A 21,133-nucleotide genomic window follows, 5' to 3' on the forward strand; every position below is an offset into this window, starting at 1 on the left:
AGTGCCTGGCGAGGGGCGGCCTTTAACGAAGCCTTGGCCGTCGCGCAAGCGTCTGCTGCACGATTTAAATATTGTCGCTCGCGCGCTCGTGCTCGAACAGGCGATCGACCTCCAGAACGATATCGCGCAAGTGAAACGGCTTGGACAGCACGCGCGCCTGCGGCATCGTCTTGCCTGCCTTCAGCGTCACGGCGGCAAAGCCGGTGATGAACATCACCCGCAGGTCCGGCAGCATGTCCCCGGCCTTCTGCGCGAGTTCAATGCCGTCCATTTCGGGCATGACGATATCGGTGAGCAGCAAGTCGAAATGCTCGGTTTCCAACAGCGGAATCGCTGCTGTCCCGCGATCGACCGCCGCCACTGCATAGCCGGACCGTTCAAGCGCGCGAGTCAGATATTCGCGCATCACGCGATCATCCTCGGCCAGCAATATGCGTATCATTCCAAAATCCCGCTTCGCAGCCCACAGCTGCGGTTTACCATTCTTTCCTATGCGCAAAGCCCTTAATATTTTCCAGCCGGATCGCGCCGTACCTTGTGCTACAAAGGGGTGAGATGACCGCTCCGGAATGCGCCTTCGACCGTCATGGTGATGATCCGCCGACCAGCCCGATCGTGCTGTCGGTGCCGCATGCCGGGCGCGACTATCCGCTCGCGCTGAGGGCCGCGCTGCGGGTTCCGCTGGCGGCCGCGACGGTGCTGGAGGATCGCTATATCGATGCCGTCGCCCTTGCCGCGCACCGCGATGAAACGCTGTTCGTGCAACGCCGCGCGCGGGCGTGGATTGACCTCAACCGTTCCGAGCAGGAACGCGATCCGGCGATCGATGAGGGCGCAGCCTGGACCGCCTTGCCGCTCGCCTCCGCCAAATTGCGCGGCGGGCTCGGCCTCGTCCCGCGGCGAGTCGCCGGGGCGGGCGAATTGTGGCGGCGGCGGCTGGATGCGCAGGACGTCGCCGCCCGCATCCGTGACGATCACCGCCCCTATCACGCTGCGCTCGCCCTCGCGCTGGCTGCGGCGCGGGCGCGCTTTGGCACCGCCGTGCTACTCGATATCCACTCGATGCCGTCGCTTGGGCCGGATCAGCCAAGACTAGTCATTGGGGATCGCTTCGGGCGCAGTGCCGGCACGCGCTTCATCGCCGCGATCGAAGCGGTGGCGGCGCGCCACGGGGTCATGGCGGCGCTGAACACGCCTTATGCCGGTGGCCACATCCTCGACACGCATGCGCGGCCCGCCAGCGGCGTGCATGCCATTCAAATCGAATTCGACCGCAGCCTCTATCTCGACCCTGCGGGCGACCGCCCAGGGGATACCCTGCCCGCCGTCGCGCGGTTGCTGCGCGACATGATCGATGCGCTGGCCGACGAAGCGGCGACCACTCTTTCGATTGCGGCGGAATAAAAAAACCACCGCGTGCAATGCAGCACGCGGTGGCCAAGGTTCAGGGAGGAGGCACCCTGAAAGAGTGCCGCGCGGCCCCGCGAAAGGGGGGAACACGAAGCCGCGTGCGACTGATATAGGTAAGAGGTTTTCACGCTTCAAGGCCCAAATTTCGGCCCGATCGATCGGAATTATTCGGGCCGCGTCAGCGCGGGGATCATCCGGGTGAGCGTACCGTCGCGCAACACAAAATGGTGACGCAGCGCGGCACAGACGTGCAGCACGATCAACCCTGCCATCACATAGCCGAGCGGGCCATGCGCCGTATGGGCAAGGCCGCTGACGGCGCGAGGAATGGGCAGAACCGGCACGTCGAACAGGCCAAACCAAGAAAACGCGGCACCGACCGGCTTGCGCGACGCTAGCATCCAGCCCGTGACCGGTAACGCCAACAGCAACAGGTAAAACGCGCCGTGGGTGAGCCCGGCGACGGCGCGTTCCCAACCCGCCGATTTCGCGGGCGGCGGCGGCGGGCGATGCAGCAACCGCCACGCCACGCGCGCGACCGTCAGCACCAGCACGCACAGGCCGATCGCCATGTGAAAGGGGATCGCCCCTTTCACGCCGTCGAGCAGCGAGTCATGCAACAGCCCGATCACCAGATTGACCAAGACCAACGCGGCGACGATCCAGTGCAACCAGATCGCCCCGCGCGTATAATGGTCGAGCACGATGATCGCGCTGCGCGCCATCTTAGTCGATCAGTTGCGGAACAGGGGCCTTGCCGAGCTTGACCTGACGATCGAACACCTGCGGCAGCGTCGAGAGCGAGAACAGGTGCGCATAGAGCAACGGCAGCAAGCCCGACTTTTGAATCTTGCGCAGCTGGTCGCCGCGCAGGTCGTTGAGCTTTTCCTCGTTCACCATCTGGAAGCCGCGATAGATGAAGGGCTTGTCATTGCCTTCGATCTGCAGCGTGACTTCGCCCTCCATCAGCAAGTCCAGTTCGCGAAGCTCGTTCATGAAGTTCGCGGTGCGGGCACCCGCCTGCTCGAACTGTTCGTTGAAGGCGAGGATGTTCTGCACGATCTCGGTCGGCTTGCCTTCGGCGAACAGCGGCTCGCCATCATCGAACGCACCAATCGCCTCGCCTGTGGGGTCGAAGCACAGCGACAATTCTTCGGCGTCGGGACGCAACCGCGCCAGCATGAAGGGATAGCGGCGCACATAGGCCGGCACATAGACCTGATCTTCGGTCAGCTTGCCATCGTCGCCGATGAAAACGTTAACGCCTTCGTTCAGGCCCATCAGCGCGATCGGGATCGCATCGTCGCCGCTGGTGAAGACGATCGGGAGCGAGCGCTGCGCGGCAACGAATTCATCCACCGTGATCGGGATGGCGTGCTGACCCACCAGGAAAGACGCCCGGTCCAGCGCGCGGAAACGGAAAGCTGCGTGCACGTCGCTCGAAAGAGGCTCGAGCGCGTTGTAGAACAGCGGAAGGGATTGCGGCGCGCTGGCCATCAGAAATTCTCCATCGACTAAGATAAAGCACGCGGCTTGCTATGCCTGATGGCCGCTGGCTCTATGGTGCGCGCGGCGTTTCTGCAAGGCCGAGCAATTTGCCGGGATTCATCAGTCCTTGCGGATCGAGCGCGGCCTTGATCGCGCGGAGCGAAGCGAGGCGCGCGGGCGAGGACAAACGCTCCAGCTCCGCCCGCTTCATTTGCCCGATGCCATGTTCGGCGGAAATCGAACCGCCCGCCGCGACCACCAGATCATGCACGAATCGCGTCACGCCTGGCGCATCCTCGCCATACCAGCGCGTCGCATCGACCCCTGCGGGCGCACGGACGTGGAAGTGGACATTGCCATCGCCCAGATGACCGAACGCGGTGGCATGGGTGCCGGGAAAGCGCGCCTCGGCGGCGGCGGCGGCCTCGATCATGAAGCGCGGCATCGTCGCGACCGGGACCGAGATGTCATGCTGCACGGCCGGTCCGCTGGCGCGCTCCGCTGCGGACAAAGAGTCGCGAATGCGCCAGAACGCTTCGGCTTGCGCTTCCGAGGCGGCGATCGTCGCGTCCGCGACCAGGCCATCGGTAATGGCGGCACCGAGCACACGCTCCAGCAACACAGCAGGTGCCTCGGCGGCGGCATTGGCGGTTGTCGCCTCGATCAGCACATGCCACGCATGCGGCCCGGCGAGCGGCGCGCGTGTGCCCGGAATATGCTGCAGCACCAGTGCCAGCGAATCCCCCGGGATGATCTCGAAACTTTCAACCGAATCACTCGCGCGCTCGAGCCGCCGCAACAGAGACAACGCCGTTTCGGGGTCGGGCACTCCGGCCCATGCCACCGCGCGCTGCACCACTGCGGGATACAGGCAGACGGTTATCGCGGTGATGATGCCGAGCGTTCCTTCCGCCCCGATCAACAGATGGTCGAGATCATAGCCACGATTGTCCTTCTTGAGCGCCGCCAGCCCATCGAAAACCTCCCCGCCGGGCAACACCGCCTCCACGCCCGCGACCAGCCCGCGCATCGTGCCGAACCGCAGCACCTGCGTACCGCCGGCATTGGTCGACGCCAGTCCGCCCATCGTGGCACTACCGCGCGCGCCAAGCGTGAGCGGAAAGCGCATGCCGTGCGCCGCCGCCGCGGCATGGAGATCGGCGAGAATCACCCCCGCCTCCACCACCGCCAACCCGGCCGCAGGATCGATCGAGCGTATGCGATTCATCCGCCGCAACGACAGGATGAGCGCCGAGCCGTCGGCAGGCGGCGTGGCACCGCCGACCATCGACGTGTTGCCGCCTTGTGGCACCAGCGGGACGCCATGTTCCGCCGCGAAGCGCATCACCTGCGCAACGCCCTCAACGCTATCTGGCGATAGAATCGCGGCGGTGCGGCCGTGAAAACGGCCGCGCCAGTCGGTCAGCCACGGGGCGATGTCCTGTGCATCGGTCGTGACCGCCTTCGGCCCCAGCGCCGCCTCGACGGCGCGGATGGCCTGCTGCTGGGCAAGGGTGCTATTGTCGGTTGAAGAGCGGGCATGCATCATCCTTTTGCCCTACCATCCGTATCGACCAACGCCAATTCATCCGGCATTCAACCATTCACGGTAACGCTGATCGCTATATCTATGCCCAACCGCGCCCTTCCCGCTTCGTTGCTCCTTGCGCTCGCGTCGACCAGTTCGGCCGCGACGGCGCATAGCGACGGCGTTGCGCTAGCCCAGTTGACCATCCACCAGCGCATCGTGATTCGTATTCCGCGGGTTCTGGGCGGGCGCACGCCGCAGCGATCCGAACTCGCCCCGCCCCGCTTCACCGAGAAAAAAGGCCCGAAATGCGTGGCCATGGCGGCGGTTGAGGGTGCGCTGATCTCCGGCGACGACAGCGTGGACTTGATCCTGATCGACGATACGCGCCTGCGCGCACGGTTCGACAACAAATGCCCCGCGCTTGATTTCTATTCGGGCCTTTACCTGAAGAGCACGCCGGACGGCATGGTCTGCGCCGGGCGCGACTCGATCCGCGCGCGATCGGGCAGTGCCTGCCGAATCGATGGTTTCAAGCGGCTGGTGGCCAAAGGCAAGTAGAACGCACCCGTTTACCTTGACATTTCGCCCCTGATCGGCAAGCGCTTTTCAACCGTTCGCGGGCGCTTCGCCCGGGCGCTTTTTCCGGATACCGCATGACTTTTGCCGATCTCGGCCTTTCCGACGAACTCCAGCGTGCCGTCAACGAGTCCGGCTATACCGAGCCGACTCCGATCCAGGCGAGCGCGATCCCTTCCGTGCTGATGGGCAAGGACCTTGTCGCCATCGCGCAGACGGGCACGGGCAAGACCGCCGCCTTCGTGCTGCCGATGATCGATATCCTCGGCGAGGGGCGGTCGCGCGCGCGGATGCCACGCTCGTTGATCCTCGAACCGACGCGCGAACTGGCCGCCCAGGTCGCCGAGAATTTCGAGAAATACGGCAAATATCACAAGCTTTCGATGGCGCTGCTGATCGGCGGCGTGTCGATGGGCGACCAGACCGCCGCGCTCGAAAAGGGCGTGGATGTCCTCATCGCTACCCCGGGTCGCTTGATGGATCTGTTCGGGCGCGGGAAAATCCTGCTCACCGGCTGTTCGATGCTGGTGATCGACGAGGCCGACCGGATGCTCGACATGGGGTTCATCCCCGATATCGAGGAAATCTGCACCAAATTGCCCAAGACGCGGCAGACGCTGCTGTTTTCGGCGACGATGCCGCCGCCGATCAAGAAGCTGGCCGACAAGTTTCTCGACAACCCCAAGACGATCGAGGTCGCGCGGCCCGCAACCGCCAACGTCAACATCAAGCAGTGGCTGGTCAACGTTTCCGCCGCCAAGAAGCGCGATACGCTGATTTCACTGCTGCGCTCGGAAGACGTCCAGACCGGCATCATCTTCTCCAACCGCAAGACAACGGTGCGCGACCTCAACAAGGCGCTGCAGCGTGCCGGGTTCGCGTCGGGGGAAATCCATGGCGACATGGAGCAGGCGCAACGCATTGCCGAGCTCGATCGCTTCAAGAAGGGCGAGATCAAGATCCTCGTCGCGTCCGACGTCGCCGCACGCGGCATCGACATCAAGGGCGTGAGCCACGTCTTCAACTATGATGCGCCGTGGCACCCCGACGATTACGTTCACCGCATCGGCCGTACCGGGCGCGCGGGCGCGACCGGCATCGCGTTCACCTTCGCGACGCCCGACGATGCCGAAAACATCCAGAATATCGAAAAGCTGACCGGTCTGAAGATCGAACGCTACGAGACTGGTGCGCCCGTCGCCGATGACGACACGCCGGAAGCGCCGCGCGAAGCTGCCCCGAAAACGCGGCGACGTCCCAAGGCCGCCGCCAAGGTCGCGGCGGCCGTCGTTGACGCCGAGGACGCTCCGTCCGAGGTCGAGCGCCCTGCCCGCACGCCCCGTCCGCCGCGTACCGAACGCCCCGCGCGCGAGGCCCGCGCACCGCGCGAGGAGCGCCCCGCCCGTGCCAGCCGCCCGCCGCGTGGCGCGCCGACTGAACGCGCCGAACCGCTGGAGCCGATCGATGCGGTCGACGATGGCGGCTGGAATGGCCCGATGCCCAACTTCCTGCTCGCCAAACTGACGCTGACCGACTGAGCGTGCCACCGCCGCAAGGCGGTGGAGCACGCTGCCCGGCGGTGGAGTGCTACCGTTACGCTGCTGGCGCGGGTGCCGGCATCAGCGCGTTATCGATCTCGTTCGCGCGCTGATACGCAGGTCGCTCCTGCACGCGTGCAAGATAGTCCTCAAAGGCAGCGCGCTTGGGCAGCGACCCGAATTGCACACCCCAGGCGACTTGCGACCCGGCATAGACGTCCGCCGCCGTAAAGGTATCGCCCGCAAAATAGCGATGCGCCGACACCGCCTTTTCGAGCGTATCGACGGCACGATCGTACGAACCATAGCCTGCCATGCGCTGCTGCGAATCGGTCGGCGTTACGCCCAGCGAGCGATTGGTGATCGCATGTTCGAGTGGTCCCGCCGCAAAGAACAGCCAGCGATAATAGTCCGCCCGCGCACTGGTCGGCGGAGCGAGGCCAGCCTCGGGAAACGCGTCGGCGAGATAGGCGCAGATCGCGGCGCATTCGGTGACGACATGTCCGTGATGGACGATCGCGGGCACCTTCCCCATTGGGTTGACCGACAGATACGGCTCCTGCTTCATCGTCGTCGCATAATCGAGCAGCACCGTTTCATAAGGCACCCCGACTTCCTCGAGCATCCAGCGCGCGATGCGGCCGCGCGACATCGGGTTGGTGTAAAAGGTCAGGTCCGCCACGGTCATTCTCCCCCAAAATCGTCACACGATTCTCGGGAACATTAGTGGAACGAAATAGCCTTATCCGTCAAGATGCTGATGCAGGAAAGCGATCGTCCGCTCCCACGCCAAATCGGCGGCTGGCTTGTTATAGCGTTCGGCCGAGGTGTCGTTGTTAAAGGCATGATCGACGCCGTCATAGGTATAAGCGGTCACGTCCTTGCCCGCCGCCTTCAACGCAGCAACCCACGGCACGCCGGTTGCGGCAACCCGCGCATCCTTGCCCGCATAGTGCAGCAGCAACGGGGCCGCGACCGCCCCGGCCTCGGCCGGATCGGGGGCCGGCCCATAATAAGCGACGCCTGCCGCAAGCGCATTGCCCGACGCCACGGCAACGCGATTGACCAGCGCCCCGCCCCAGCAAAAGCCGATAATCCCAACCTTGCCGTTCGCGCCCGGCTGCGCCGACATCGCGCCGATCGTGGCGACGGCTTCCCCGGTGATTGCGGTAAGATCGGCCTTGCCGATCATGTCGCGGGCGACATTCTCGTCGGCGGGGGCGCCGCCCTGGTCGCTCAGGAAATCGGGCGCAACCGCCTGGAAACCCGCCAGCGCCACGCGCCTTGCGACATCTTCGATATGCGGGGTCAGCCCGCGATTTTCATGCACGACAATGACCACGCCAGCGTGTTTTGCATCCTTGGGTGCCGCGAAATAACCGGTCAGTTGTTTGCCCGGACCGATCGCATAGGGACCTTTACGCGTCACCAGCGCCGGGTCGTCGGGCTGGGTGATCGAAGCGGCGGCGGGCGAGGCCGCGATCCCCGCGATTAACACCTCGGCAGCGGCGACCGATCCGACCAGGCCGACCATTTCGCGCAACAAGGTGCGGCGGTCGCGATGCTCATGCGTGAAAGCGTCGTAAATCTGGATGGCGCGATCGCGGATATCGGACATCAGCTTTCCTCAAACGATTCGCCCCCCGGCGCGGCCGCACGCTAGCCCGTCACACCGCGCGATACCACCACACACCGTCCTCGATCGTCTTCACCGCGCGCCCTTCGACCTCCAGCCGCCGGACATGCGCCAGCGCTTCGCCCGTCGCCATGCCGAGCATGTCGGGCCCGATCGCGCGCCGGAACAGCCGCCCGAAACAGTCGATCGCACGACGCGGTTCGGCCAGGAACACTTCCAGCTCGTCGAGCCGCTCACGATGTTCGCGGTCCATCGCATCGAGCCGCGCGTGCAAGCCGGTGAACGGATCGCCATGCCCGGGCAGCACCAGCACATCGTCGGGCAAAGCCTTCAACCGCGCGATCGAATCGAACCATTCGCCCAACGGATCGGCGGCGGGCTCGGTCACGCCGAGCGAGACGTTCGGGCTGATCCGGGGCAGCACCTGGTCGCCCGAGATCAGCACCTTGCCGATCGGATCGTACAGACAGGCATGTTCCGGACTATGCCCCGAGCCAACCACCACCTGCCACGCGACCGCACCGATCCGCAGCGTGTCGCCATGCTGGATCCGGGTATAGCCGAGCGGCAGCGGCGTGACGATCCGGCGGAACCCCGCCCAGCCACGCTCGCTGGCATGGGCGATCTGCGCATCATCCCACCCCGCCGCGCGCCAGAAGGCGACCATCTCGCCCGGCACCGCATCGCGCGCATCGGCGACCAGCATCCGCGCGGTCAGCCATTCGCCGCGCGTCATCACCAGGGGGCAACCGTGCGTGTCGCACATCCAACCGGCGAGCCCGATATGATCGGGGTGGAAATGCGTGCCGATCATTTGCGTTACCCGCACGCTCGCCAGCGGCCCCTGCGCCAAAGCCTCCCACGCCGCGCGCGCCTCGGGCGTGTTCATACCGGTATCGACCAGTGCCATGCCGCCCGCATCGTCGAGCAGCCAGCAATTGACGTGCTTAAGCGGCCCCGGAACATGCAGCCGCACCCAGCCGATGCCGGGGGCCACGGGCATCACCGTGCCGGGCGCTGGCTCGGCCCCGCCATACGGATAGGTCAGCCCCTTGTGGTTAGTCGGGACGAAGCTCTGCTCGGCCGTCACGGCCGCCTCTGCAATGGACATGCGATCGGTTAGCGCGGGGTGCCGTACCAAGTCACGCATTTCCTCAGGCAAGCAGCGTCGCCTGCTCGCCCAGCAACAGCCGCAACACCTCGTCGGGCGATTCGAACAGGACGTCTGGGTTAAGCCGCGTCAGCCCGTCGCGATTGGCATAGCCCCACAGCACCGCGCCAGAACAGATGCCGACCTTCTTTGCCGCCACCACATCGCGCGTCTCATCACCGATCGAGATGACCTGCTCGATCGCGATCTTGCTCTTGCGCAAGACCCGACGATAGCGCGGTGCCTTGCCAAACAAGGACGCGCCGCATTCGAACCATTCGATCAGCGCCGCATTATCGGGGCCGAGAATGGCGCGCGCATTATCCTCGGCATTGGAAGTGACCAGCGCCATGCGCACGCCATTGTCCGCCAATTGCCGCAACAACGGCGTAACGCCTTCGAACAAGGCGATCCGGTCGGTCTGCTCGGCCAACAAGCGATGGAGATAGCGCCCGATCTTGGGCAATTTCCAACGCGGAATGCCGAGATGGCGGATCACCTCCCCCGTGGTGCGCCCGCGCAGCGATGCGACCTCCTCGGGAGCGACCTTGCGGAACTTGAACCGCTCGGCGAGATGATCGGCAACCGACAGGAACCAGTCCCCGCTATCGGCCAGCGTTCCGTCGAAATCGAAAATCACCAAACGATAGCGCGGATCGGGCATGGTCACCTCAGCGCGATTGCGAGGGGCGGCGGTGACCACGCTTGCCGTCATCCCCCTGGGGAACCGGCGCACTGCGAATGGTCACCAATTCCGCTCGTGTCGCCGCGCCGTCCTTGTTGGTGTCGAAGCGGTCGAACAGACTGGAAAACTGCGCCTGCAATTCGGCCAGCGTGATGCGATTGTCGCCATCGCTGTCGATCGCGAAGGGGCTGGGCAGCGCGTTGCGATCCCCCAGCCATTTGAGCGCCCAGTCGCTATAGTCGATATAGCCGATCGAGCCCTTATGCGCGGTATCGGCATCAGCGAAGCTCCGCGCGATACAGGCGCTGAGCTCGGCGCGAGTGGTGCGCCCGTCGCCATCGCTGTCACATGCGGCAATGAGCATTGCGGCCGGCTCGACCACGATCGTCGCGGCTGGCTGACGGGCTGGCGGGGGAGTGACGACGGGTACGGTTTGCGCCGATAGCGGGGCAGCAAGCGCAAGCAGCAAGACCGAACCGGCGCGCATCACGTCTCCTTCGTCGGCAGCAACAGACTGGCATCGCCATAGCTGTAGAATCGATAGCCGTCTCGCACCGCATGGGCATAGGCCGCTTGCATCCGCTCGGTGCCCATCAGCGCGCTGACCAGCATGAACAGCGTCGATCGCGGCAAATGGAAATTCGTGACGAGGCCGTCGATGCCGTTGAAGCGATAGCCCGGCGTGATGAAGATCGCGGTGTCGCCTTCGAACGGGCGAATCACCCCGTCCGCGCCTGTTGCGCTCTCGATCAGGCGCAGGCTCGTGGTGCCGACTGCGATCACGCGCCCGCCGCGCGCGCGCACCGCGTTGAGCCGGTCTGCGGTCGCCGCATCGATGCGCCCCCATTCGGCATGCATCTTGTGGTCGAGCGTATCGTCGGCCTTGACCGGAAGGAAGGTGCCCGCCCCGACGTGCAGCGTCAGCGTGGCGTGCTCGATGCCTGCCTCGGCGAACTTTGCCATCAGCTCGGGCGTGAAGTGCAGCGCCGCAGTCGGTGCCGCGACCGCGCCCTTCTCGGCGGCGAACATCGTCTGATAATCGTCTGCATCGCGTGCGTCGGCGGGGCGGCGCGCGGCGATATAGGGCGGTAGCGGCATCCGCCCGGCACGCTCCAGCAGCACTTCGACGGGCTCGTCACCCGCGAAATCGAGCGCGAAGCTGCCATCCTCACCGCGATCCCGGGCATAAGCGGTTACGCCGTTGCCGAAATCGATTTCGTCGCCATCGCGCAGCCGCCGCGCATTGCGGATGAAGGCACGCCAGCGGCGCGGTCCCTCGCGCTTATGCAAGGTTGCGCCGATCCGCGAATCGCCGCGCGTCCCCTCCAATTGCGCCGGGATCACGCGCGTATCGTTGAACACGAGCAAATCGCCCGCGCGCAATGCCGCTGGCAAATCGCCGACATGCCGATCAAGCGTTGCCGCGCCATCCAGCACAAGCAAACGCGCGCTGTCGCGCGGCGACGCCGGGCGCAAGGCGATGCGCTCCGGCGGCAAGACGAAGTCGAACAGATCGACCTTCATGACGGTACTCCCCCCGTCGTCGCAACAATCAGCGGCTCAGGCGGCCTTTTTCTTCGGCGCGGCCTTGGGTGCAGGCTTCAGCACCGGCTGGCTCGGCGCGAGCGTAGCGGGGGCAGCAACCGGAGCGGGCGGCGGCGGTGGTGCATAGGCCGGGGGATTGTCCGCCGCGATATAGGCGTGGAGGATCCGCGACGGGTGGACCGGCGGCTCCCCGCGGGCAATCGCATCGACATAGTCCATGCCGGAGATCACGCGCCCGAAGACGGTGTATTTCTTATCGAGCTTCATCGTCGGGTTGAACACGATGAAGAACTGGCTGTTGGCGCTATTTTCCGCCTTGGTCACTTCCTCGACGGTCGCACCCTCGGCCGATCCCTCGCGCGCCGCCGACACGGCACCGCGCACATGCGGCAGCCAGTTAAACTCGGCCGGCACGTTGGGCAGCGTCGATCCGCCAGTGCCGTCCCCCTTGGGGTCGCCGGTCTGCGCCATGAAGCCTTCGATCACGCGGTGGAACAGCAGCCCGTCATAGAAATGCTGCCGCGTCAGCGTCTTGACGCGTTCGACCATCTTGGGGGCCGCATCCGGGCGCAGCCAGATGACCACACGGCCACCGGTCGACAGATCGAGATACAGCAAATTCTCGGGGTCCGTCGCCGAGGGAATGGCCGGACGCCCGACCGTGGTGACGACAGCGCTCTTTGGATCCACCTTCTTTTTGGCAGCAAAAGCGGGCCCGGCGACGAACGCGAGGAGGAAGACCAGGAGGGTGGTAACGAAACGCATCATTTCCCCGCGAAAAACTCGGTGTGGACCCGCGCTTAGACCAAGTCGCCGCTTGCGCCAATCTGAACGTGGCGCGCGAAAGCGACCATATTAGGGCTGCGTGCCCTTGCGACCAATCTTATCGACCCGCGCCGCGACTTCCGCCGCCACGGCCGGGCTGACGAAACGATCGATCGGCCCGCCATAAAGCGCGATTTCCTTGACCAACCGGCTGGCGATCGGCTGCAACGAAACATCCGCCATCAGGAACACCGTCTCGACGCGCGGATTGATCTGCTGGTTCATCCCGGCCATCTGATATTCATATTCGAAATCAGCGACGGCGCGCAGGCCGCGCACGATGACCTTCGCGCCCTCGCGCTCGGCGAAATCCATCAGCAGCGAATCGAAGCTGACGACGTGGATCTCACCCGGCACGCCTTCGATCTCGCGCTGGACCATCGCCATGCGCTCCTCGATCGTGAACATCGGCGATTTGGACGGGTTGGTGGTGACGCCAATGACCAGCCGATCGACCAGCTTCGCCCCGCGCCGGATGATGTCCATATGCCCAAGCGTCAGCGGATCGAAGCTGCCGGGATAGACCCCGGTGCGGATCGTCACCGGTCACGCTCGAGCGTGAAGCGGGCGATGTCGCGCAACAGATCGGCCTCGGGGCCAAAGGCGTGGAGATGCTCGATCGCCTGATCGACCAGCATCCGCGCCTGTTCGCGGGCCCGATCAAGCCCGAGCAGCGAGAGGAATGTTTCCTTGCCAGCCCCCTCGTCCTTGCCCAGCTTCTTGCCGACCGCAGCCTCATCCCCTTCGACGTCGAGGATGTCGTCGGCGATCTGGAAGGCGAGGCCGACATCGCGGGCATAGCCGCGCAAGCCCGTGCGTCCTTCCGGCGGCACCTTGCCAAGGATCGCGCCCGCCTCGACCGAACAGGCGATCAGCGCGCCGGTCTTCAGCGCCTGAAGCCGCGTCACGGTCGGCAAGTCGAAGGTCGACTTCTCGGCCTCGAGGTCCATCGCCTGACCGCCGGCCATGCCCGCCGGGCCCGCCGCGCGCGCCAGATCCAGCACCAGTTCGCTGCGGACGAAGGGGTCGGGATGCGTGTTCGGATCCGCCAGAATTTCAAAGGCGAGCGCATGCAGCGAATCACCCGCCAGAATCGCGGTTGCTTCGTCAAACGCCTTATGGACGGTCGGTTTGCCGCGCCGCATGTCGTCATCATCCATTGCGGGAAGATCGTCATGGATCAACGAATAGACATGGATGCACTCGATCGCGGCACCCGCCCGGCCGACCGCGTCGCGATCGACGTTGAACAAACGCCCGGTCGCGAACACCAGCAGCGGGCGCAGGCGCTTGCCCCCACCAATCGCGGCATGGCGCATCGCGCGGTACAGATCCGCGCGCGGATCTTCCGGGATCGCCAGAAACTGATCGAGCCGCCGATCGATATCGGCACCGACTTCGGACAAGGCCGCGGCAAGCGACAGGGACGCAGCGGTCATGCCCTCAACCCGCTGCAAAGGGCTGCGTGCCAATGGCACGCCCCTCGCTATCGGTGCGGATCGCTTCGATCCGGGCCTGGGCTGCGTTGAGCCGGTCATCGCACCGACGCCGGAGCTTGTCGCCGCGCTCATACAGCGCGATCGCCTGGTCGAGCGGCGCGTCGCCGCTCTCGAGCCTCGCCACGATCCCCTCCAATTCCTTCAACGCCGCTTCGAACGACAGCTCTTCGATCGCTATATCCATTTGTCAGCTATGCGGCAGGCGAGTGTTTGGGGTCAAGGATACGCTAGCGCTGCGGTGCGTTTGTCGTGCGATTCGCAATAAGGAACTTCCCTCATGTTCACCAGCATCGATCCGGCAACCGGCGCACCCGGCCAATCCTACCGGGAACTGACCGGCGACGAGATCGAAACCAGGCTCGCGCGGGCAAGCGCCGCTTTTCGCGATTGGCGGGTGACGGATTACGCCACGCGCACGGCCCTGCTCGCGCGAATCGCCGAGCAATTCGACGCCAACACGCACCGTCTTGCCGAGATCGCGACGCGCGAAATGGGCAAGACGCTGAAATCGGCCATCGCCGAAGTCGAAAAATGCGCGGCGGGTTTCCGCCATTACGCGCAGGAAGGCCCGGCGATGCTGGAGCCGCGCCAGTTCCAGGGCGCGACCGCAACTTGGCACCCGATGGGGCCGGTGCTGGCGGTGATGCCGTGGAATTTCCCGTATTGGCAAGTGGTGCGCTTCCTCGCGCCGACGATCATGGCGGGCAATGTCGGTTTGTTGAAGCACGCCTCCAACGTGCAGGGCGTCGCCGCCGCAATCGAGGAAATGGTGATCGCCGCCGGAGCCCCCGCCGGTCTGTTCCAGAACTTGCCGATCAAATCCGACAAGGTTGCCGCGCTCATCGCCGACGACCGCATCGTTGCGGTCACGCTGACCGGCAGCGAGGGCGCGGGCATGAAGGTAGCCGAGGCGGCGGGCCGCGCGCTGAAGAAGGTCGTGCTCGAACTGGGCGGGTCGGACCCGTTCATTGTCATGCCCTCGGCCGATCTCGATCTTGCCGCCAAAACTGCGGTGACCGCTCGCATCCAGAATACCGGGCAATCGTGCATCTGCGCCAAGCGCATGATCGTCCATGCCGATGTCTATGACGCGTTCCTGGAGAAATTCTCGGCCGGGATGCGGGCAGTGGTCGCTGGCGACCCGATGGACGCGGCAACCGACATGGGCCCCTTGTCGAGCGAGGCGCAGCTCCAAACCGTACTGGACCAATTGCAGATGTTCCGCGAGGCGGGTGCCAAATTGATGTTCGGCGGCGAGCCGCTACCCGGCAAGGGTGCCTATCTCTCGGCGGGCATTCTGGTCGACGTGCCAGCCGATCATGCCGTTGCCCACGAGGAAGTGTTCGGCCCGGTGGCGATGCTGTTCAAGGCGGACGACATCGACGCCGCCATTGGGCTTGCCAATGCCGTGCCGTTCGGCCTCGGCTCCTCGGTGTGGACCAACGATCCGGCCGAGCGTGCCCGCTTTGAACGCGATATCGAGGCGGGGATGATCGCGGTCAACGCGATGCTCGCCTCCAAGCCCGATGCCCCCTTCGGCGGGATCAAGCGCTCGGGCCATGGGCGGGAACTCGGCCCCTATGGGCTGCACGAGTTCATGAATTTGAAGACGGTGATCGGCTAAGCGCCTCCGTCCACCTCCCCTCCCTGGAAGGGAGGGGAGCCTCCCTGGTCAGTCCAGCGTCAGCACGATCTTCCCGACATGGTCCCCCGCCTCCATCCGCGCGTGCGCGGCGGGGGCCTCTTCCAGGGAGAAGGTGCGGTCGATCACGGGCTTCAACCGCCCCGCTTCGACATGCGGCCACACGGTGCTGTGCAGTTCGTCGGCGACCAGGCTCTTGAACGCGGTATCGCGGGGACGCAGCGTCGATCCGGTCAGCGTCAGGCGGCGGCGCATGATGTCGAAGATCGGGATCGTCGCCATCAGCCCGCCCTGCACCGCGATCGACACGTGGCGACCGTCCTCGGCCAGGCATTTGAGGTTGCGCGGCACATAATCGCCGCCCACCATATCGAGCACCGCCGCGCAGCCCTTGCCACCGGTAATCTCGGCGACACGCTCGACGAAATCCTCGGTCTTGTAATTGATCGCATGCGCCGCGCCGAGCGCGACCGCCGCCGCGCATTTGTCGTCCGAGCCAGCGGTGACGATCACCTCCAGCCCGAATATCGCGCCCAAGGCGATCGCCATCGTGCCGATACCGCTGGTGCCGCCATGCACCAGCACGGTATCGCCCTCGGTCGCATAAGCGCGCTCGAACAAATTGGTCCACACGGTGAACAATGTCTCGGGCAAGGCCGCCGCCTCAACCATCGACAGCGCGTTGGGCACCGGCAGCACCTGCCCCGCCGCGACCGCGACATATTCGGCATAGCCGCCGCCTGCCAGCAAAGCACACACCGGCTGACCGGTCATGTCGATCGCAACATCCTCCCCTTGCGCGACGATCGTGCCCGACACTTCCAGCCCTGGGATCGACGGCGCGCCCGGCGGTGGCGCGTAACCGCCCTTGCGCTGCAGCACATCCGGCCGGTTCACACCCGCCGCGACGACGCGGATCAACACTTCATCGGCCCGCGGCACCGGCACCGGGCGCTGCACCACGCGCAGCACCTCGGGCCCGCCCGGCACGTCCGGGTCGATCGCTCGCATCGTTGTTGGAATGCCGTCCATCGCTCGTGCGCCCTGTTTTGCTTTGCGCGCCTTATTGACATGGCGCGCCGCCGGGTCAACGATCCTGCCTATGGACCTCGACGAGATTCTCCCGAAACGCGCGGGCGATCCGCTCGCCGCGCTGATCGTACAGGACCTTGACCCGCTATCGGTCAAGGAACTGGAAGCGCGCATCGTGGCGCTGGAGACCGAAATCGCACGCACCCGAACAAAAATTCAACGCGCTGTTGACCACCGGACATCCGCGAACGACCTATTTAAGTCATAAGGGGTGTTGCCACGGAACCAAGGAAATGCCGTGGCGAGTTTCAAGTGCTTGATGCGGGCGTCCTGCCTTCCGACATAGCAGGAAAGGGCCGCCCGTCTTTCGTGGCCCGCATGGAGTAAGTACAGATGCCATCCTTCGCCTCCGCGCTGGAAACCACGCTGCACAAGGCCCTAGAGGCTGCGTCGTCGCGCCGGCACGAATATGCCACGCTCGAGCATTTGCTGCTCGCCTTGATCGACGACGAACATGCGTCGAAGGTGATGCAGTCCTGCGGCGTGGACACCGCCGAGCTGACCGCGACCGTCAAACATTATCTCGATACCGAACTTGAAGCGCTGAAGGTCGATGCCGCCACCGACCCCTCGCCCACCAGCGGGTTCCAGCGCGTCGTCCAGCGCGCGATCCTGCATGTGCAGTCCTCCGGCCGCGATGAAGTAACCGGCGCGAATGTGCTGGTCGCCTTGTTCAGCGAGCGCGAAAGCTACGCCGTCTATTTCCTGCAGCAGCAGGATATGAGCCGCCTCGATGCGGTCAGCTTCATCAGCCACGGCGTCGGCAAGGGCACGCCTGCACCGGAAGCCACCACGCCAAAGGGCGTCGATGAGGAAAAACCGCCAAAGCAGGGCGAAAAGGGCAAGAGCGAAAGCGCGCTCAAGCAATTCTGCGTCGATCTCAATGAGAAGGCCAAGAAGGGCAAGGTCGATCCGCTGATCGGGCGCGGGCCCGAGGTCGATCGCACCGTGCAGATCCTGTGCCGCCGCTCCAAGAACAACCCGCTTTATGTGGGCGATCCCGGCGTCGGCAAGACCGCGATTGCCGAGGGGCTGGCGCGCAAGATCGTCGAGGGCGAAGTGCCCGAGGTGCTGTTGCCCGCGGTCATCTATTCGCTCGACATGGGCGCGCTGCTCGCCGGCACGCGCTATCGCGGTGATTTCGAGGAGCGGCTGAAGGCCGTCGTCAACGAGCTTGAAAAGCTGCCGGACGCGATCCTGTTTATCGATGAGATCCACACCGTGATCGGCGCTGGTGCCACCAGCGGCGGCGCGATGGATGCGTCCAACCTGCTCAAGCCTGCTCTTTCGGGCGGGACGATCCGCTGCATCGGTTCGACGACGTATAAGGAGTTCCGCAACCATTTCGAGAAGGACCGCGCGTTGCTGCGGCGCTTCCAGAAGATCGACGTCAACGAGCCGACGATCGAGGATACCGTCAAGATCCTGACCGGGTTGCGTTCGGCGTTCGAGGAGCATCACAAGGTCAAATACACCCCCGACGCGATCAAGTCGGCGGTGGAATTGTCCGCGCGCTACATCAACGACCGCAAGCTGCCCGATAAGGCGATCGACGTGATCGACGAAGTCGGCGCGATGCAGATGCTGGTGCCGCTCGCCAAGCGCAAGAAGACCATTACCTCGCGTGAGATCGAGGCCGTGATCGCGACGATGGCGCGCATCCCGCCGAAGTCGGTGTCGACCGACGACACCAAGGCGCTCGAATCGCTCGAGACCGATCTCAAGCGTGTGGTGTTCGGACAGAATGCCGCGATCGAGAAGCTCGCCTCGGCGATCAAGCTCAGCCGGGCTGGCCTGCGCGATCCGGAAAAACCGATCGGCAACTATCTGTTCACCGGCCCGACCGGCGTCGGCAAGACCGAAGTCGCCAAGCAGCTCGCGCAGATCATGGGCATCCCGCTTCAGCGTTTCGATATGTCCGAATATATGGAACGCCACTCGGTCAGCCGACTGATCGGTGCCCCTCCCGGCTATGTCGGGTTCGACCAGGGTGGCCTGTTGACCGACGCAATCGACCAGCAGCCGCATTCGGTGCTGCTGCTCGACGAGATCGAGAAGGCGCATCCCGATCTGTTCAACATCCTGCTGCAGGTGATGGACAATGGGCGCCTGACCGACCAGCACGGCAAGACGGTCGATTTCCGCAACGTCATCCTGATCATGACGACCAATGCGGGTGCAAGCGACATGGCGCGCGAAACGCTCGGCTTCGGCAACCTCACCCGTGAGGGCGAGGATGAGCAGGCGGTGCAGAAGATGTTCACGCCCGAGTTCCGCAACCGCTTGGATGCGATCGTGCCGTTCGGCTATCTGCCGACCGAAGTCGTGGCGCGCGTGGTGGACAAGTTCATCCTCCAGCTCGAACTGCAGTTGGCCGACCGCAACGTCCACATCAACCTCGACGACGAGGCCAAGACGTGGCTCACCGCCAAGGGCTATGACAAGCTATACGGTGCCCGCCCGATGGGCCGCCTGATCCAGGAAAAGATCAAGCAACCGCTCGCCGAGGAACTGCTGTTCGGCAAGCTGGTGCACGGCGGCGAGGTGACGGTGAAGATGAAGGACGGCGCGCTGTCGTTCGAGATCACCGCCGCCCCGCCCAAGAAGCCGAAGAAGAAGGCCGCCGCCAAGATCGACAAGGACACGACCACGGCCAAATAAGCGAAACAGGCGGGTCGGCAGCAATGCCGGCCCGCTTTTTTCATGCGGATGCAACGCGCGCGGGATGCATCGTGCCAGCTCCAAAAGGCGGCATGCAGCGCGATCGAATCGTCATCGCAACAATTTTTTGTCCTTTACGCTCTGTTTGGTTTCGTTGGCGTAGGAGGCGGGCATGTACCGCGTTCTTTTCGCCAGTGTCCTTGCAGTGATGGTGACGCTCTTCGCGTCGGCCGCGCATGCCGAACGACAGGGCGATGCGCTGCCGGTGTGCGTCACGCGCGCACAACCCGGCATGACGCCGCATCACCTCCTTGCCGGACAAGCCGCCTTCGATTGTGCGTCCTCGCAAGGCGCTCTGCCCGGCGGCGACTATTGGGCGATCTCGCCGCTGGTCCGCCGCACTGGGCCGCTCGCACTCCAGGTTGCCAGCCTTTGGCAAGACCGCATCACCTTTTACGCGCTCTATGCCGATGGAAAGATCGTATCGTCTTCGCTCGACCAGCATGGCGCAGCACGGCATCTGCAGCTCGGTGCCATCATCGAGCAGCGCTTGCCCGAGCGCGCCGCGCCGTTGGTGCGGTTGCTGTGGCACATTGAAGGGACGGGCAATCTGCGCGGGATCTTGCGCAACGCGCGCATCGTTACCCCGCAAGAAAGCATCAGCGCGAATTTGAAGATGGCAGCGCTCTACGGCGGGTTTGCCGGTCTCTGCATCGCGCTGTTGACCTACAATCTGGCGCTGTGGGTGGCGCTTCGTTACCGATTTCAGCTCGTTTATTGCGTCATGGTGGCGGCGTTGCTGCTATATGCCCTGTCCTCCTCGGGGGCGCTGGCATGGGCGTGGCCCGACCTCGCCAATAACGACCGGATCCGCATAAACTATGTGACGCTGGGGATCGCGGCGGTTGCTGCGTTCGCTTTTGCGCGCGCGTTTTTCGAGCCGTCCGTGTTTGAGAGACATCTCGGGCGGTTGGCGACGGTCGCATCTGGCGTAATGCTGCTTGCGACGCTGGCCTTCGCCGTGTTTTCGCCGATCGCCCCACATCTGGCGGACCGCGCGTATATGTATGCGTTTCTTGTCCAAATGTCGGTCGCCGGACCGCTTTTGTGGCGAGCCTGGCGCGTGCGCAGCGACTATCTTGGAATGTTCGTCATGGCGTGGGGCGCACCGATCGCCCTGGCCTGCCTGCGGGCGTTCAGTTCGCTCGGGCTGATCGGCTGGAGCTTCTGGCTCGACAATTCGACGCTTGCTTCGATGACGGTGGAGGCGCTTCTGTCGAGCATTGCGGTTGCCTATCGCATCCGGGTGCTCAGCCGCGAACGCGACCTCGCGCGCGAACGCGAAATCGCCGCACTTCTGCTCGCCGATACGGATTCGCTGACGGGATTGCTGAACCGCCGTGCCTTCCTGAAGGAAGTGATCGGACGGTCGGGCGAACAGACCTTGCTGATCGCCGATCTCGACCATTTCAAGCGTGTCAACGAGACGATCGGCCATGATGGCGGCGATGAAGTATTGCGGGTGTTCGCCCGGACGCTGCGCGAATCCGTCCCACCGGAGGCGCTGGTGGCGCGGATCGGCGGCGAGGAGTTTGCGATCGTTGCCCCCGCCGACATCGCGATCGAACCGCGCGCGATATTGGAGAAACTGCGCGCTGGGCGCATGCCCTATGATGTTACCGTGACCGCAAGCATCGGCACCTGCACCGGGCCGCTTTTGCGCGAAGTCGACTGGAAGGCGCTCTATGCCTGCGCCGATCGCGCACTGTTCGAGGCAAAGTCTGCCGGGCGGGACCGCGTGCGCGGCCGCCACTTGCCTGATCGCTGGGCGGCCTGAGTCGTCAGGCCAACATTC

Annotated in this window: 22 protein-coding genes; 7 read left to right on the forward strand and 15 right to left on the reverse strand. The window is 64.7% G+C overall.

Features of this window, described 5'->3' with window-relative positions:
• Nucleotides 1–64: 64 nt before the first annotated feature.
• Nucleotides 65–442 (reverse strand): cell cycle two-component system response regulator CpdR, encoded by a 378-nt coding sequence (cpdR, locus tag ON00_RS06395; RefSeq protein WP_010404149.1) that lies wholly within the window; start codon nt 440–442, stop codon nt 65–67.
• 113 nt (nt 443–555) lie between these two features.
• On the opposite strand from cpdR, the gene ON00_RS06400 reads away from it, so the two are divergent.
• Nucleotides 556–1,404 carry an N-formylglutamate amidohydrolase gene (locus ON00_RS06400; RefSeq protein WP_010404150.1) on the forward strand — a complete coding sequence of 283 codons (849 nt, stop codon included), beginning with the start codon at nt 556–558 and terminating at the stop codon, nt 1,402–1,404.
• Nucleotides 1,405–1,574: 170 nt separating this feature from the next.
• Here the strand turns inward: ON00_RS06400 and ON00_RS06405 are convergent, their stop codons facing one another.
• The 3 genes from ON00_RS06405 to ON00_RS06415 form a co-directional block, all read right to left on the reverse strand.
• Nucleotides 1,575–2,135, reverse strand: a complete 561-nt coding sequence (locus ON00_RS06405; RefSeq protein ID WP_010404151.1) for a cytochrome b — start codon at nt 2,133–2,135, stop codon at nt 1,575–1,577.
• A 1-nt stretch (nt 2,136) separates the two neighbouring features.
• On the reverse strand, nt 2,137–2,907 hold the full coding sequence (locus tag ON00_RS06410; protein ID WP_010404152.1) for a SapC family protein: 771 nt from the start codon (nt 2,905–2,907) through the stop codon (nt 2,137–2,139).
• Nucleotides 2,908–2,968: 61 nt separating this feature from the next.
• On the reverse strand, nt 2,969–4,444 hold the full coding sequence (locus ON00_RS06415) for an FAD-binding oxidoreductase (protein ID WP_010404153.1): 1,476 nt from the start codon (nt 4,442–4,444) through the stop codon (nt 2,969–2,971).
• Between ON00_RS06415 and ON00_RS06420 the strand changes: the two genes are divergently transcribed.
• Complete coding sequence (locus ON00_RS06420; protein ID WP_245535536.1) at nt 4,439–4,987, forward strand: hypothetical protein; 549 nt, start codon at nt 4,439–4,441, stop codon at nt 4,985–4,987. The genes ON00_RS06415 and ON00_RS06420 overlap by 6 nt on opposite strands.
• A gap of 95 nt (nt 4,988–5,082) precedes the next feature.
• The gene (locus ON00_RS06425) at nt 5,083–6,543 is read left to right on the forward strand and encodes a DEAD/DEAH box helicase (protein ID WP_010404156.1); all 1,461 of its coding nucleotides are present in this window, start codon (nt 5,083–5,085) and stop codon (nt 6,541–6,543) included.
• 55 nt (nt 6,544–6,598) lie between these two features.
• Here ON00_RS06425 and ON00_RS06430 read toward each other — a convergent pair whose 3' ends face one another.
• From ON00_RS06430 to ON00_RS06475, 10 genes are all read right to left on the reverse strand, one after another.
• Complete coding sequence (locus tag ON00_RS06430; protein ID WP_010404157.1) at nt 6,599–7,225, reverse strand: glutathione S-transferase family protein; 627 nt, start codon at nt 7,223–7,225, stop codon at nt 6,599–6,601.
• 60 nt (nt 7,226–7,285) lie between these two features.
• A complete protein-coding gene (locus ON00_RS06435) occupies nt 7,286–8,161 on the reverse strand; it encodes a dienelactone hydrolase family protein (RefSeq protein ID WP_010404160.1) in 876 nt (291 codons plus the stop codon).
• A gap of 49 nt (nt 8,162–8,210) precedes the next feature.
• Entirely contained in the window at nt 8,211–9,290 is a 1,080-nt protein-coding gene (locus ON00_RS06440; RefSeq protein ID WP_029622489.1) for an MBL fold metallo-hydrolase, read from the reverse strand.
• Nucleotides 9,291–9,333: 43 nt separating this feature from the next.
• Nucleotides 9,334–9,993, reverse strand: coding sequence for an HAD hydrolase-like protein (locus ON00_RS06445; protein WP_029622490.1), 660 nt, complete (start codon nt 9,991–9,993; stop codon nt 9,334–9,336).
• A gap of 7 nt (nt 9,994–10,000) precedes the next feature.
• Nucleotides 10,001–10,501, reverse strand: a complete 501-nt coding sequence (locus tag ON00_RS06450) for an EF-hand domain-containing protein (RefSeq protein ID WP_010404166.1) — start codon at nt 10,499–10,501, stop codon at nt 10,001–10,003.
• Nucleotides 10,501–11,538: a tRNA preQ1(34) S-adenosylmethionine ribosyltransferase-isomerase QueA gene (gene queA / locus ON00_RS06455; protein ID WP_010404167.1), complete on the reverse strand. Its 1,038-nt coding sequence runs from the start codon at nt 11,536–11,538 to the stop codon at nt 10,501–10,503. The genes ON00_RS06450 and queA overlap by 1 nt, the downstream gene beginning before the upstream one ends.
• Nucleotides 11,539–11,574: 36 nt before the next feature.
• Nucleotides 11,575–12,324 (reverse strand): peptidylprolyl isomerase, encoded by a 750-nt coding sequence (locus ON00_RS06460; protein ID WP_010404168.1) that lies wholly within the window; start codon nt 12,322–12,324, stop codon nt 11,575–11,577.
• 90 nt (nt 12,325–12,414) lie between these two features.
• Nucleotides 12,415–12,921, reverse strand: coding sequence for a pantetheine-phosphate adenylyltransferase (coaD, locus tag ON00_RS06465; RefSeq protein WP_211207158.1), 507 nt, complete (start codon nt 12,919–12,921; stop codon nt 12,415–12,417).
• A 2-nt stretch (nt 12,922–12,923) separates the two neighbouring features.
• Nucleotides 12,924–13,823: a polyprenyl synthetase family protein gene (locus ON00_RS06470; protein ID WP_010404170.1), complete on the reverse strand. Its 900-nt coding sequence runs from the start codon at nt 13,821–13,823 to the stop codon at nt 12,924–12,926.
• 4 nt (nt 13,824–13,827) lie between these two features.
• Complete coding sequence (locus ON00_RS06475; protein ID WP_010404171.1) at nt 13,828–14,067, reverse strand: exodeoxyribonuclease VII small subunit; 240 nt, start codon at nt 14,065–14,067, stop codon at nt 13,828–13,830.
• Between the two features lie 93 nt (nt 14,068–14,160).
• On the opposite strand from ON00_RS06475, the gene ON00_RS06480 reads away from it, so the two are divergent.
• Entirely contained in the window at nt 14,161–15,507 is a 1,347-nt protein-coding gene (locus ON00_RS06480) for an NAD-dependent succinate-semialdehyde dehydrogenase (protein ID WP_010404173.1), read from the forward strand.
• Nucleotides 15,508–15,555: 48 nt separating this feature from the next.
• Here the strand turns inward: ON00_RS06480 and ON00_RS06485 are convergent, their stop codons facing one another.
• Entirely contained in the window at nt 15,556–16,557 is a 1,002-nt protein-coding gene (locus ON00_RS06485; protein ID WP_010404176.1) for an NAD(P)H-quinone oxidoreductase, read from the reverse strand.
• A gap of 70 nt (nt 16,558–16,627) precedes the next feature.
• On the opposite strand from ON00_RS06485, the gene ON00_RS06490 reads away from it, so the two are divergent.
• The 3 genes from ON00_RS06490 (at nt 16,628) to ON00_RS06500 (ending at nt 21,115) form a co-directional block, all read left to right on the forward strand.
• Nucleotides 16,628–16,825: a DUF1192 domain-containing protein gene (locus ON00_RS06490; protein ID WP_010404179.1), complete on the forward strand. Its 198-nt coding sequence runs from the start codon at nt 16,628–16,630 to the stop codon at nt 16,823–16,825.
• Nucleotides 16,826–16,950: 125 nt separating this feature from the next.
• Nucleotides 16,951–19,278 (forward strand): ATP-dependent Clp protease ATP-binding subunit ClpA, encoded by a 2,328-nt coding sequence (gene clpA, locus ON00_RS06495; RefSeq protein WP_010404180.1) that lies wholly within the window; start codon nt 16,951–16,953, stop codon nt 19,276–19,278.
• Nucleotides 19,279–19,450: 172 nt separating this feature from the next.
• Nucleotides 19,451–21,115, forward strand: coding sequence for a GGDEF domain-containing protein (locus ON00_RS06500; RefSeq protein ID WP_010404182.1), 1,665 nt, complete (start codon nt 19,451–19,453; stop codon nt 21,113–21,115).
• The last annotated feature ends 18 nt before the right edge of the window (nt 21,116–21,133 follow it).

Origin of the sequence: Sphingomonas echinoides ATCC 14820 (assembly GCF_000241465.1) — a bacterium.
In the GTDB taxonomy this organism is placed as follows: domain Bacteria; phylum Pseudomonadota; class Alphaproteobacteria; order Sphingomonadales; family Sphingomonadaceae; genus Sphingomonas; species Sphingomonas echinoides.

Coding starts and splice junctions, on each gene's coding strand:
- ON00_RS06440 (WP_029622489.1), bottom strand. CDS start 9,290: ATGTCCATTGCAGAGGCGGCCGTGACGGCCGAGCAGAGCTTCGTCCCG.
- ON00_RS06480 (WP_010404173.1), top strand. CDS start 14,161: ATGTTCACCAGCATCGATCCGGCAACCGGCGCACCCGGCCAATCCTAC.
- ON00_RS06450 (WP_010404166.1), bottom strand. CDS start 10,501: ATGCGCGCCGGTTCGGTCTTGCTGCTTGCGCTTGCTGCCCCGCTATCG.
- ON00_RS06410 (WP_010404152.1), bottom strand. CDS start 2,907: ATGGCCAGCGCGCCGCAATCCCTTCCGCTGTTCTACAACGCGCTCGAG.
- cpdR (WP_010404149.1), bottom strand. CDS start 442: ATGATACGCATATTGCTGGCCGAGGATGATCGCGTGATGCGCGAATAT.
- ON00_RS06445 (WP_029622490.1), bottom strand. CDS start 9,993: ATGCCCGATCCGCGCTATCGTTTGGTGATTTTCGATTTCGACGGAACG.
- clpA (WP_010404180.1), top strand. CDS start 16,951: ATGCCATCCTTCGCCTCCGCGCTGGAAACCACGCTGCACAAGGCCCTA.
- ON00_RS06490 (WP_010404179.1), top strand. CDS start 16,628: ATGGACCTCGACGAGATTCTCCCGAAACGCGCGGGCGATCCGCTCGCC.
- ON00_RS06460 (WP_010404168.1), bottom strand. CDS start 12,324: ATGCGTTTCGTTACCACCCTCCTGGTCTTCCTCCTCGCGTTCGTCGCC.
- ON00_RS06470 (WP_010404170.1), bottom strand. CDS start 13,823: ATGACCGCTGCGTCCCTGTCGCTTGCCGCGGCCTTGTCCGAAGTCGGT.
- queA (WP_010404167.1), bottom strand. CDS start 11,538: ATGAAGGTCGATCTGTTCGACTTCGTCTTGCCGCCGGAGCGCATCGCC.
- ON00_RS06500 (WP_010404182.1), top strand. CDS start 19,451: ATGTACCGCGTTCTTTTCGCCAGTGTCCTTGCAGTGATGGTGACGCTC.
- ON00_RS06435 (WP_010404160.1), bottom strand. CDS start 8,161: ATGTCCGATATCCGCGATCGCGCCATCCAGATTTACGACGCTTTCACG.
- ON00_RS06425 (WP_010404156.1), top strand. CDS start 5,083: ATGACTTTTGCCGATCTCGGCCTTTCCGACGAACTCCAGCGTGCCGTC.
- ON00_RS06485 (WP_010404176.1), bottom strand. CDS start 16,557: ATGGACGGCATTCCAACAACGATGCGAGCGATCGACCCGGACGTGCCG.
- ON00_RS06475 (WP_010404171.1), bottom strand. CDS start 14,067: ATGGATATAGCGATCGAAGAGCTGTCGTTCGAAGCGGCGTTGAAGGAA.
- ON00_RS06405 (WP_010404151.1), bottom strand. CDS start 2,135: ATGGCGCGCAGCGCGATCATCGTGCTCGACCATTATACGCGCGGGGCG.
- ON00_RS06400 (WP_010404150.1), top strand. CDS start 556: ATGACCGCTCCGGAATGCGCCTTCGACCGTCATGGTGATGATCCGCCG.
- ON00_RS06420 (WP_245535536.1), top strand. CDS start 4,439: ATGCATCATCCTTTTGCCCTACCATCCGTATCGACCAACGCCAATTCA.
- ON00_RS06415 (WP_010404153.1), bottom strand. CDS start 4,444: ATGCATGCCCGCTCTTCAACCGACAATAGCACCCTTGCCCAGCAGCAG.